Source organism: Litchfieldia alkalitelluris (assembly GCF_002019645.1).
GTDB lineage: Bacteria > Bacillota > Bacilli > Bacillales > Bacillaceae_L > Litchfieldia > Litchfieldia alkalitelluris.
Genome location: NZ_KV917374.1, coordinates 4,474,782 through 4,486,016 on the forward strand (window position 1 = coordinate 4,474,782; position 11,235 = coordinate 4,486,016).

Below are 11,235 nucleotides of genomic sequence, written 5' to 3' on the forward strand. Positions count from 1 at the left end.
AAGATTGGTAAATATACCTAGTTAAAGTATTTTAAAATCTGTATATATAATGTTTATAGTGGGTATTCTAATTTTTGAAGAGGGAAAGGCTTTTTCATACCTTCTTTGTAAAATTAGAAATGAGGTGTCTGTTAAAGACAATTTCCTTGTTTTTTAATGATTAAAGAATGGTAAAAAGGGGATGTTACGATTGAATAATTTAGTGAGTGACTTCAACCATTGATTAAGTTCTATACAATTCACATCAATACGGAATGAGGTGTCTACGGGCCATAATTTATGGAATCCGCGTAGAAGAAGTAATTCATTTTGTAAATGAGGTGTTTGTCAAAGACGATTTCAATGAATATAAGTTGTGATAACTTATAGTTCCTTTTAAAAGGAGATGGTCATCTTGGACAATTTGTTCAACTCACACGCTATAAACATTCATTTTTACTAAATTAAAAATGAGGTGTTTGCAAAAGATTATTCATGATTTACCTCAAAGAGACCTTTACCCATCTTCAGGTTGAACAGGGTGCAGCCAACGCATGCACCCTGTTCTTTTTCTATATTCCCAATCAATGAGAATCGATGCTTAGTAAAACATTATTACCACATACTAAATTTAACCTATTTTAAATATATGTGATAAAATCATTTTAATACTTGTACAATGAAGGGATGAAAGATGATGAGTGATTGTATTTTTTGTAAAATCATTAATGGTGAAATACCCGGTGCAAAGGTTTATGAAAATGATGATGTTCTAGCTTTTCTAGATATAAGCCAAGTAACTAAAGGTCATACGTTAGTTATTCCGAAAGTACATAAAAAAGACTTGTATGAACTGACTCCAGAAATAGCTAGTAAAGTATTTGAAGTGGTTCCCAAAATAGCAAATGCAATTAAACAACAATTTAACCCAGTTGGTTTAAACCTGCTAAATAACAACGGAGAAGAAGCTGGACAATCGGTTTTCCATTATCATGTTCACATCATACCAAGATATGGAAAAGGCGATGGGTTTGGAGCAGTTTGGAAGTCACATGCTGACCAATATAGTAGCGAAGAATTGAAAAGCATCTCAGCTAAAATCTCTCAAGCAATTTCTTAAGTTTCACTAAGGTTTTTGTGAAAGTGTACTGGGTATTTAATATAGAGGCACTGCTAACATAGCAGTGCCTTTATGTAACTATGTTCTCCATTTTAAGTCTTATAAGTTTTAAAGACAATTCTCTCCAAGGTATTAGCTCTGATCATCTTAATCAACTGCCTTCTCACTTTAACTTAAAAAGTTTTTTTAATTAGTATTATTAGGTTTTTTCGCTAACTTCAAAAAAAAAGCTTGGATTAGATCCAAAGCTTCTTGTTAGGTATTTATCTAAAAGTTCTCAACATAAAATTAAAACTTAGAAATCAGATCTTTAAAAATGCCTTTGTCTTCGTAACCTAAGATATCTACACCAAAATGTGTTAATCCAGCAAATACTAGGCCCCAAACAACGATGCTCGTAATCATCCAAATCGAAGTACTTTTCTTTGTTCCACCAAAGGTAATACACATAAAAGCTGTTAGGTGACTACCAACAAATAATGGTCCAATAAAAGCTAAACCAAGTAATCCATATTTTTTCCATATATTTTGGGCACGGATTGCTTTTTTACTCGGTTCCTTCTTTTCTTCATCTCTTCTTCTTTTCCACTCTTTAATTTTGTGCATAAATAGAATTAATAATATAACAGTTAAGATGTTACCAAATAATGCTATTAAAATAACTGGTATTGCTGGTAAACCAGCAATAATCGCTAATGCTATGACTCCATACCCTTCAAAAAGAGGGATTGCAGCTAATACAAAAACGACACCATATACCCAAACCAATTCCAACATATCCATTATACATATCCCCCAATACAGTTGTTGATTATATAAGGCCAACTAAAACGGCGACTCGTATATAACTGTTCCATTACCTACTTTGCTCATTCTTCTCTGTTATTGAATAAGCTAAGAACTAATTTTACCATAATAATCATCACAATAGATTTCTAGTCGGCAAGTTTACTTCCTCCCTTGATTCTAACAAGAAAAATAGAGGCAAATTATTGTATGTTTTATTATTTTCTCCATCTCAATCGAACGGGATAGACACTCATGCTAATGAAAAATTTGCACCATGGAGGATGAAAATGTTGTTCACTTAGTGTGGAATGAGCAGAGAGCCACTTGACTCCTCGGGGATCTAGCGGTCTCGTGAGACCCAGCAGGAGCTCAGGAAGCGACGAGGGGGCTCACGGAGTCCGCGGTGTACCGCAGGTGGATCGCAGCAATTGGAACTCCGCAACCTAAGTTATTTTCATAGAAAACGTTAATACTCACTGTTATTTTTTTGAATTTTTGTAATATATTGCAGTTTTTTGCTCGGGTTCCATGTAAAATTAGGTAAAGTACATATAAGATAACCACAAAGGAGAGACGGCTATCGTGGACGTAGTTGCAACAAATCCAACTTTAGGAAATGCAGAAGACATGGAAACAATTCTAGATTGGTTTGATCAAAAGAAAGAGCGCTTATATAAACTCGGTCAAACATATTTACGTGATTCTCAAAACCTTGAGGAAGCTTTTTTCAGAGCAGTTATTAGAGTACATGACGAAAAACAAGAGTTGAAAAATCATAGATTTGAATTGTTTGTCCTTTCTATTTTTATAAGTGAATGCAGAGAAATTTCAAGAGATGAACAAGTGAATTCTTTAAATGAGATAAATAAAGAAGCCTCCTTATTAGACAAACTATATTACCTAGAAGAAATCTATAAAGAACCACTAGTTTTAACCTACCTAATGGAAATTCCACAGAATGAAGTGGCCAAGCTCCTTCAGATTCCTATACAGGTCGTAAAGTCACGGTTGCTTACAGGTATCAGGCAACTTAAAACCACGGAAGAGAACAAAGACCCTAAAGGCTGTCAAAAGTACCAAGATTATTACCTTGATTATTTAGGCTTATTATTAACTAGAAGAGAAAATATAGAATTAGAGATTCACTTACACACATGTAAAAGCTGTCAAAACGAGTTAGCATTTATTCAGGATACGATTATATCTCTTAGTAGTGATGTAGTTTTTTTTGAAATACCATCCACTTTTATGAGTCATGTTAAAACAAAAGTGAACGAAATAGTGACTATGAGAAAGCTAGCCAGAAAAAAGCGAACGAGGATTGGTACGATTATAGCAAGCATTTTAGTACTTAGTATTCTGATCGGCTTCGTTACTAATGGGTTTTCATATATGTATTATTCTTGGATGGATTGGCGTCAACTTGAGGATGAACAATTGCTGTCTTATTTAAAAAATGGTGTGGGTGAACCTCTGTATTTAGAACAAGAAAGTAATGGGTTAAAAGTTACAATTAAAAGTGTTATTGCAGATGATTACAGGACGCTAATTTATTATAGTGTTGAAGATTTAAATAACGAAAATCAGTATTTTATTAATGGGTATGACGGCTTTCGGATTGAAAATGAGAATGAGATTCTAAATCATCAGGCTTATCATATGGATTCTCTACCTTTTGAGTATACAGAGCATAAAGAAAAAGCGGGGAATGTGTTTAATGGGAAAATTAGCTTGCTACCAATTTCTCCTGAAAGTGGAACAATTGAGCTAAATATTTCAAGTCTATTAAAGGTTGTAACTGGCCAATCGAGTTTAGAAGAAACGTTCATTCAAACATATAACAAGTTGGAAACTGTTAGTGGTGAGTGGAGTTTTGAAATTCCTGTAACAAAGATTCCTTCCATCGAACACGAACTGGACAAGGAAAGTGAATTTGCGGGGATTCCTGTTAAATTTAAAAAACTGACTCTTGCTCCAACAACAACAATCCTACATTTTAGCTATAAGGATTTACAAAACGGGAAATATATTAACGACTTTAATTTTAACAAAATAGAAACTGAGAAAAACTCCGTAGAGTCTAATTGGTACGGAGCATTCCATGGTAATGTCATTGGAAGTGGCGAATGGATTTCCTTGCAAAAAAGCTTTGACTCATTGTATTTTGATGACCCACAAGATCTAACTATTCACTTAAATTCAATTGATTTGCATGTCCAAGATGATAAGACCTTTGATATAGATCCTGAAGGTGCATTTCCTCAAACATTTGAGTATTTAGGAAACGAGATATCGGTTGATAATCTCGAAGTTGGCAAAACAACATCAATCGATTTTTTAAACACACTTCCTGAAAATAGAGGTTTTGATATGTTACATTTTCAAATTTTCACTGATGATCCTGGTGATCCTATCTCCATGAATTTTATGGATTCCGAAGGAGTGTATATTGATAAAAATGGAAAAGTCTACAAACAGGAAGAGTACAACTTTAGTCCATGGGATAGACCTCGCTTTTATACAACTAAAATGGAAATACAGTTATTTAATGATTATTCGGATGAGGATGTTGTCCCAACTAAGTTACAGATATACGGCTACAATACTCTCAAATATTTAGATAAAAAAGTAAAATTAACAATTAACTAAAGTTATTTTCAAATATCTTGTTAAAAAGGAGTACAGTTGTGCTCCTTTTAATCTTGTTCCAACAATTTTCACATTTTTTGCGAAGTATAGCTAAATAAATTCAAAACTGTCAAATTTTTTTATAAATTCACTCTTTCATCTTCAATTATTCATGATAAAATAAATCAATCTTCACACTTTTTAACTTTGCCCATTTAAAGCGATATAAGGAGGTCACAAATTTGAAACGAGCATATAATTTTAACGCTGGTCCCTCTGCCCTGCCACTGGATGTGCTAAATAGGGCCCAAGAGGAATTTATTAATTTTAAGAATTCTGGCATGGCATTGATGGAATTAAGTCATCGAAGCAAGGAGTATGATCAAGTACATGAAAAAGCAATCTCTGATCTAAAGGAAATCTATGGAATACCTGAAGGATATGAGGTCCTGTTTTTACAGGGTGGAGCTAGCTTACAATTTTCAATGATTCCCTTTAATTTTCTTAAACCTAACAAGGTAGGAAATTATGTTTTAACAGGAACATGGTCTGAGAAGGCATTAAAAGAAGCTCAAAAACTTGGTCAAACTGCTGTCATATCCTCAAGTGAGGAATCAAGCTACCGTTATATCCCATCCACAGATGCATTAGTACCAACTGAAGATGCAGCATATGTACACATTACGTCAAATAACACAATTTATGGGACACAATGGCAGGAGTATCCTGAATTTGGTAATATTCCATTAATTGCTGATATGTCTAGTGACATATTAAGTAAAAAGGTGGATATCAGTCAATTCTCGTTAATTTATGCGGGTGCTCAGAAAAACTTAGGACCTTCTGGAGTGACTGTCGTCATTGTTAAAAAGGATTTACTACATGATATTCCAGGGAACATCCCAACCATTTTAAATTATCAAACTCATGCCAAAAATAATTCTTTGTATAATACACCACCTACCTTTTCTATATATGTTTTATCTTTAGTTTTAGATTGGGTAAAGGCACAGGGTGGGTTGGAAGGAATTGAAAACTTAAATAATCGAAAAGCTGACCTCATTTACCAGTGTATTGATCAATCAAACGGTTTTTATAAAGGTCATGCTGATGATAACAGCCGTTCTAAAATGAACATTACATTTACCTTACCGACAGAAGAGTTAACAAAGAAATTTATCAGCCAATCTAAGGAAAAAGGTTTCGTAGGTTTAGCCGGTCACCGCTCTGTAGGTGGATGTAGAGCTTCCATTTATAATGCGGTACCAATTGAATCCTGTGAGGCTTTAGTAAAATTCATGAATGATTTTAAAGCAAATAATTAACAGAAATTTTTATCTATAATTTTTTTGGGTGATTTGTTATACTTAACTTGTATTCTCGCTATAGGCTATAAGAGCACTATAGGAGAAAACTAGATTAGCTAGAGATGAGGAGAGATGAGAAATGAATACAAAAGTTTTAGTTTTACTATCTTTATTAGTTGGGATGGGTGCTGTCTTACATGCAGTGATCCCTGGAGTTTTAGGTGGGATGAAGCCTGACTTAATGTTAACCATGATGTTCTTAGGAATCATTCTTTTTCCAGCTAAGAAAAATGTTTTATTGCTAGGAATTGTTGGTGGGATTATTTCAGCGCTAACAACTATTTTCCCTGGTGGTCAAATCCCTAATATGATTGATAAGTTAGTAACAGCTTTTGCGTTTTATGGCTTATTCTTAGTTACACGTAAATTTGCAAGGTCAACAGCTGGTGCAGTGGCTCTTGCAGCCGTTGGAACAATGATTTCAGGTTTTGTTTTCTTAAACTCAGCTTTATTAATCGCTGGATTACCTGGAGGCGCTACGTTCACAGCATTGTTCGTGGGCATTGTCTTACCAACTACAGCACTTAGTGCATTGGGCATGCTTGTTATATACCCAATTGCACAGCAAATTCTAAAGCGTACAAACATACCGCTTGAAGCATGAAATTGATGAATTTTAAAACCCCGATCCTCTTAGGTCGGGGTTTTTCATTGACTAAATAAAAATAAAATGAACGTAAGCAGCAACACACCCCCACCTATGGCAACAAATCCCATGGCTTTGCGACGTAATGTTTGTTTCGGTGGATAGACTCCAGCTTTTTGGGATAATAAAAAGTAATTAAATGCCCCTAAAAATAATAATAAACTAATAACAAATAAACCAAAAATCACACCAATCAAATCGTTCACCCCTTTAATTATGTTTATGCGCAAAAACGTATCACTATGAGAATACGAACAAAGATGTTGATAAATAGTAAGAAAAGTGGAATATTGAAGTATAAAGGAGGATTAGACATGGCAGATCGCAGTTCTATACTTTTTGGTTTGATCGTAGGCGGAACAGTTGGAGGTTTATTAACACTTTTCAACACTCCGGTATCTGGAAAGAAACTTATACAAAAATTAGAATCAAATAAAAATCTGATACAAAGTCAGTTTTCAGATGTAAAGGAAAGCGGAATAGATTTAAAAGAACAAATTGTTACAAGTTCAACACACTCTTCTGAGACGATAAAAAATATTACTAAAGATCTAAGAGAATCTTTCGAAAATTGGGATAAAATAACTAGTGAATCTCGGAAAAGTATTCAAAAAGAACTTTCTGAAATTGAAAATTCAATAAAAATTATGGAAAAACCGCTCAATAAACAATAGGTTTATTGGGCTTTTCTGATTTTATTTAAAAATTTTGTAAATTTACATCTTTATTAATTTTTACTTTATTGGCATAATAGTAGTAATAGAATTTTATAAAGTAGGTGTATTTTATGAAACATGATGAAAAGTATCACTCAGTAAAGGAAGCAATGTTATTTAGCCAACGGGTAGCCCAACTCAGTAAAGCGCTTTGGAAATCAATTGAAAAGGATTGGCAAAACTGGATTAAACCATATGATCTAAATATTAATGAACATCATATTATTTGGATAGCCTATCATTTGAAGGGAGCTTCAATTTCAGAGATTGCTAAGTTCGGGGTCATGCATGTTTCAACTGCATTTAACTTCTCTAAGAAATTGGAAGAGAGAGGATTATTACAATTTTCAAAGAAAGAAAACGATAAACGAAATACTTATATTGAATTAACAAGTAAGGGTGAAGAAATTTTATTACAATTAATGGAAACCTATGACCCTACTAATAGCAGTGTCTTTAATGGCGCACTCCCTCTTCACAATTTATATGGGAAATTTCCAGATATCATTGAAATGATGTGTATCATTAGAAATATTTATGGCGAAGATTTTATGGATATTTTCGAAAGATCCTTTAACAATATTGAGGAAGAATTTATTGAAATTGATGGGAAGCTTTATAAAAGAGTAGATGAAAAGATCAATAGTTAATCTCTTCTTAATATTCCCCTTTTTTTAAGAGCTCTTTGAAAACTGTTAATAAAGGTACAAATAGTCCTTGATTAAGTAAAACATCAATTGTTTCACTAACCTCTAATTTTGGATGAAGTGACCCAGCAAATTGTGTAAGAAGCGGAGAAAATATCACTAAACCTTCCGCTTTTTGCTTTTTCAATTCTTTGCTCAATGACTCACAAAGTCTAAGTAATTCTTCTACTTCTCCTTCGGTTAAATTAGCCGTGGTAATTAGCCTATAAAATCGATATCTTTCTTCGTCTAATAGCTGGATTAGTAATCTTTGATAATACTCTAAACGACTAATTCTTGTTTCTAATGACTCCACCTTAAACTTCCCCTTCTAATTCGTAATATTACAGCATATAAAATATTTTAACTTACCTTTTTTGTTGTATCAATAAACAACCTTAGGCGTTTCAAACACCTCTATAATTTTTTTTTAGATTTTTAGACATATCATGCAAAAAATTTGTCACTTAATTTCCTATTGATTTTTATCTTAATTAATCGTAAAGTAGGTAAATGAGTTTGAAAGTATCTACTTTAATTTATTTCGGAAGGTGATTTTATGACTTGCTGGAAAACCATTAATCTTTATAAAGATTATGGATTCCATCGTATTGCAATTGTATCATTTTTTACGATGCTAATTGCTTTTATTTTACTTTACTTGCCTTTAAACTTAGTATATTCAACCATTCATTTAAATGAAGATGGTCTTTTACTATTTATGATGACGTTATTACTAATCTTTCCAATTCACAAGTTATTACATTCTTTACCATTACTTTTTATTGGGAAAAAGGTTAAATTCTCGATTGAACGATTGTTTTTAGGCTTTCCTATTTTATCTGCTCGACATGAGTGCATGTTGACTAAACGAATGATTATTATCGTGTTATTAACACCTTTTCTGTTTATTACTGGTTTAATGCTTTACGCTTGTAGTTTATTTCCACAAAACATTCATTACTTCACTATTATTGCAGCTGTACATTTAGGATTGTGTGTTTCTGACTTTATCTGTTTGAAACAAGTCATCAAAGCACCACGGTCATGTATTGTTGAGGAAATTGAAGATGGATATGATATATTAATTAACAACTGAGTCGATTCCATAATGTATAGTAGCTAGATGAAATCGTATAAATTCATATGTAAACTCCTGAAAAAAAATCGCCGTTTTTAGGTTTTAGAATGCTTACTATGAAAATTAACTCAACTAATTTAACAATAAAATTTTCATAATTTCATTGTTAATGTTAATATAATAAATATAGCTTAGGAGGGGATCTTTAGGTGATGCTTTTGTACATTCCATTTGCTGTTTTTATATTATTTAAAATTAACGATATGACAAATAAACTCTGCGTTCAAAAAGAGATTCCCGAAGAACGTCAACATAAAGTCTTCCGAACTATTAACATCTTAATTACAATACTACTTATTTCTTCTTATGTAGAGATCTTATTTGCATAATAAAAAGGGACGCCGTAGCGTCCCTTTTTATTATGCGTTTTCTTAGTACCCCCAAGAAGCTCCAATAATAATTAATAAAATAAACAGAACAACTACCAATGCAAACCCGCTTCCGTGTGTAAATGACATAATCTAATTTCCCCTTTCTAATTATATATAAAAATTTACTATTTAAATTTCAACAATAATGGTTTCTTAAACCCATGCAGCACCAACAATAATTAATAATATGAACAATACGACAATTAACGCGAATCCATCTGTCAATCCGGTGTTGCCCATTGTAACACCTCCTTGTTGCGCTGTTAGTTGTATCATATGCAATACCATCAAATGCGGATAGGCATTTGTCCTTAGTGTTATTAATTTAGGCTCCAACAATTTCTTGAATAAAGTTAAAGATTGTTATATTGGTGTTGAACGATCTATAAGGAACACCACATGTACCTACTGTTGAACAATATGTTGTAATCTCCACTTTTCGACTCGTTAGTGAATAAATCAACACAGTCTTACACAAAAATAACCTAAATAGATGATTCCCCTAATAGGATAAGCTTTCTTTCTCAAGGGTTAATATGGTATAGTATTTCATGTGGCTTTTTCCAATAAACTTACATAGTAGGAGATGTATTTAATGAAAAAATTAGTTATCGCACTAACAACTACAGCAACTCTTCTTGCCCTTAGTGCATGTAATAATGCTGCTGATAATTCTGATGTGATTGCAGAGACAAGTGCTGGCAACATCACAAAAGACGAGTTCTACACTTCAATGAAGACGCAAGTTGGTAGTGAAATTTTAAAAGATATGATTTATGTAAAGGCTTTAAGTGAAAAATACGAAATTTCGAAAGAAGAGTTAGACAAGCAGTACGAATCAATTAAAACTGCCTACGGTGAACAGTTCGATGCAATCGTTGCACAGCGTGGAGAAGATACGATTCGTGAATTGCTTCGTTCAGATTTACTTAAACAAAAAGCTGCAATGGAATCAATTGAGGAAATTGTTAAAGCAAGCCACATCCTAGTTGCAGACGAAGAAACAGCTAAGGAAGTAAAAGAAAAGCTTGAAGCTGGTGAATCTTTCGAGGAACTAGCAAAAGAATACTCAACTGATGGATCTGCTGCAAATGGTGGCGATTTAGGATGGTTTACAAAAGGCCAAATGGTACCTGAATTCGAGGAAACAGCATTTACTTTAGGTAAAGATGAAGTTAGTGAACCTGTTCAATCACAATTTGGTTATCACATTATTAAAGTAACTGGTACTAAAGAAGATTTTGCAGCGTTAAGTGAAGAAGAAAAAACAGCGATCATTAGTCCATTATTACAACAAAACCCTACATTATTGCAAACGTCTTTAGATAAGGCAATTGAGGATGTAGAAATTGACATTAAAGACGAAGACCTAAAAGGTATTTTTGATACTAAGTAATAAGTCTTATTGAAATCAGCTCTTTTGTTTGAGCTTCGAAATATAAAAAAGGGATTGACCAAAACTCTTTTACCATAGACGATCATATGGTATTGCAGTGAATTGGTCATCCCTTTTTTACATTGGTTCACTTTTGCTCATTTTTGATTTCTTTCTTTCTTTTTCATCATTCAGTCTATCTATATATACCTGTCCTTCGCTCTCTATATATGAGTCTTCTATTTTCTTTTCCTCTAACGTTGTTCGAACAATCATATAGGCACTAAAGATAACTCCTACAAGAATTAAATAAATCCACCATGGTGTTGATAACAACATGATTGACTCCCCCCTTGTCCACTTCTTTTTAACACTATATGATGTACAAGCATACTTTATCACTAATTTTTAAAAAAT

General features: G+C 33.0%; 15 protein-coding genes. 9 read left to right on the forward strand and 6 right to left on the reverse strand.

The genetic code is table 11. From position 1 onward, the window contains the following. Positions 1 to 676 precede the first annotated feature (676 nt). Positions 677 to 1,099 carry an HIT family protein gene (locus BK579_RS21095; RefSeq protein WP_078550747.1) on the forward strand — a complete coding sequence of 141 codons (423 nt, stop codon included), beginning with the start codon at positions 677 to 679 and terminating at the stop codon, positions 1,097 to 1,099. Positions 1,100 to 1,387: 288 nt separating this feature from the next. On the opposite strand, the gene BK579_RS21100 is transcribed toward BK579_RS21095, so the two are convergent. Further along, positions 1,388 to 1,882 (reverse strand): small multi-drug export protein, encoded by a 495-nt coding sequence (locus BK579_RS21100; protein ID WP_078548930.1) that lies wholly within the window; start codon positions 1,880 to 1,882, stop codon positions 1,388 to 1,390. A 588-nt stretch (positions 1,883 to 2,470) separates the two neighbouring features. Between BK579_RS21100 and BK579_RS21105 the strand changes: the two genes are divergently transcribed. From BK579_RS21105 to BK579_RS21115, 3 genes are all read left to right on the forward strand, one after another. After that, the gene (locus tag BK579_RS21105) at positions 2,471 to 4,537 is read left to right on the forward strand and encodes a DUF4179 domain-containing protein (RefSeq protein WP_078548933.1); all 2,067 of its coding nucleotides are present in this window, start codon (positions 2,471 to 2,473) and stop codon (positions 4,535 to 4,537) included. Between the two features lie 221 nt (positions 4,538 to 4,758). Further along, positions 4,759 to 5,841, forward strand: a complete 1,083-nt coding sequence (gene serC, locus BK579_RS21110) for a 3-phosphoserine/phosphohydroxythreonine transaminase (RefSeq protein ID WP_078548936.1) — start codon at positions 4,759 to 4,761, stop codon at positions 5,839 to 5,841. Between the two features lie 121 nt (positions 5,842 to 5,962). Next, complete coding sequence (locus BK579_RS21115) at positions 5,963 to 6,487, forward strand: tryptophan transporter (protein WP_078548939.1); 525 nt, start codon at positions 5,963 to 5,965, stop codon at positions 6,485 to 6,487. Between the two features lie 44 nt (positions 6,488 to 6,531). Here BK579_RS21115 and BK579_RS21120 read toward each other — a convergent pair whose 3' ends face one another. Continuing rightward, entirely contained in the window at positions 6,532 to 6,717 is a 186-nt protein-coding gene (locus tag BK579_RS21120) for a membrane protein YhzF (RefSeq protein WP_235848596.1), read from the reverse strand. Positions 6,718 to 6,843: 126 nt separating this feature from the next. On the opposite strand from BK579_RS21120, the gene BK579_RS21125 reads away from it, so the two are divergent. Next, entirely contained in the window at positions 6,844 to 7,203 is a 360-nt protein-coding gene (locus BK579_RS21125; RefSeq protein WP_169891214.1) for a YtxH domain-containing protein, read from the forward strand. A gap of 113 nt (positions 7,204 to 7,316) precedes the next feature. Then, a complete protein-coding gene (locus tag BK579_RS21130) occupies positions 7,317 to 7,895 on the forward strand; it encodes an HTH-type transcriptional regulator Hpr (RefSeq protein ID WP_078548947.1) in 579 nt (192 codons plus the stop codon). Positions 7,896 to 7,902: 7 nt separating this feature from the next. Here BK579_RS21130 and BK579_RS21135 read toward each other — a convergent pair whose 3' ends face one another. Continuing rightward, positions 7,903 to 8,247: a DUF1878 family protein gene (locus BK579_RS21135; protein ID WP_078548950.1), complete on the reverse strand. Its 345-nt coding sequence runs from the start codon at positions 8,245 to 8,247 to the stop codon at positions 7,903 to 7,905. Between the two features lie 243 nt (positions 8,248 to 8,490). Here BK579_RS21135 and BK579_RS21140 point away from each other — a divergent pair, with 243 nt between their 5' ends. Next, complete coding sequence (locus BK579_RS21140; protein WP_078548952.1) at positions 8,491 to 9,030, forward strand: DUF3267 domain-containing protein; 540 nt, start codon at positions 8,491 to 8,493, stop codon at positions 9,028 to 9,030. A gap of 194 nt (positions 9,031 to 9,224) precedes the next feature. Continuing rightward, entirely contained in the window at positions 9,225 to 9,401 is a 177-nt protein-coding gene (locus BK579_RS21145; RefSeq protein WP_407936257.1) for a hypothetical protein, read from the forward strand. 42 nt (positions 9,402 to 9,443) lie between these two features. On the opposite strand, the gene BK579_RS21150 is transcribed toward BK579_RS21145, so the two are convergent. Next, a complete protein-coding gene (locus BK579_RS21150; protein ID WP_078548957.1) occupies positions 9,444 to 9,530 on the reverse strand; it encodes a YjcZ family sporulation protein in 87 nt (28 codons plus the stop codon). 66 nt (positions 9,531 to 9,596) lie between these two features. Beyond that, on the reverse strand, positions 9,597 to 9,719 hold the full coding sequence (locus BK579_RS25340; RefSeq protein WP_328589290.1) for a YjcZ family sporulation protein: 123 nt from the start codon (positions 9,717 to 9,719) through the stop codon (positions 9,597 to 9,599). A gap of 319 nt (positions 9,720 to 10,038) precedes the next feature. Between BK579_RS25340 and BK579_RS21160 the strand changes: the two genes are divergently transcribed. Next, a complete protein-coding gene (locus BK579_RS21160; RefSeq protein ID WP_078548963.1) occupies positions 10,039 to 10,839 on the forward strand; it encodes a peptidylprolyl isomerase in 801 nt (266 codons plus the stop codon). A 117-nt stretch (positions 10,840 to 10,956) separates the two neighbouring features. Here the strand turns inward: BK579_RS21160 and BK579_RS21165 are convergent, their stop codons facing one another. Continuing rightward, on the reverse strand, positions 10,957 to 11,157 hold the full coding sequence (locus tag BK579_RS21165; protein ID WP_328589291.1) for a sporulation YhaL family protein: 201 nt from the start codon (positions 11,155 to 11,157) through the stop codon (positions 10,957 to 10,959). Positions 11,158 to 11,235 lie beyond the last annotated feature (78 nt).

Coding starts and splice junctions, on each gene's coding strand:
- BK579_RS21160 (WP_078548963.1), top strand. CDS start 10,039: ATGAAAAAATTAGTTATCGCACTAACAACTACAGCAACTCTTCTTGCC.
- BK579_RS21145 (WP_407936257.1), top strand. CDS start 9,225: ATGCTTTTGTACATTCCATTTGCTGTTTTTATATTATTTAAAATTAAC.
- BK579_RS21130 (WP_078548947.1), top strand. CDS start 7,317: ATGAAACATGATGAAAAGTATCACTCAGTAAAGGAAGCAATGTTATTT.
- BK579_RS21140 (WP_078548952.1), top strand. CDS start 8,491: ATGACTTGCTGGAAAACCATTAATCTTTATAAAGATTATGGATTCCAT.
- BK579_RS21150 (WP_078548957.1), bottom strand. CDS start 9,530: ATGTCATTTACACACGGAAGCGGGTTTGCATTGGTAGTTGTTCTGTTT.
- BK579_RS25340 (WP_328589290.1), bottom strand. CDS start 9,719: ATGATACAACTAACAGCGCAACAAGGAGGTGTTACAATGGGCAACACC.
- BK579_RS21125 (WP_169891214.1), top strand. CDS start 6,844: ATGGCAGATCGCAGTTCTATACTTTTTGGTTTGATCGTAGGCGGAACA.
- BK579_RS21115 (WP_078548939.1), top strand. CDS start 5,963: ATGAATACAAAAGTTTTAGTTTTACTATCTTTATTAGTTGGGATGGGT.
- BK579_RS21165 (WP_328589291.1), bottom strand. CDS start 11,157: ATGTTGTTATCAACACCATGGTGGATTTATTTAATTCTTGTAGGAGTT.
- BK579_RS21095 (WP_078550747.1), top strand. CDS start 677: ATGAGTGATTGTATTTTTTGTAAAATCATTAATGGTGAAATACCCGGT.
- BK579_RS21100 (WP_078548930.1), bottom strand. CDS start 1,882: ATGGATATGTTGGAATTGGTTTGGGTATATGGTGTCGTTTTTGTATTA.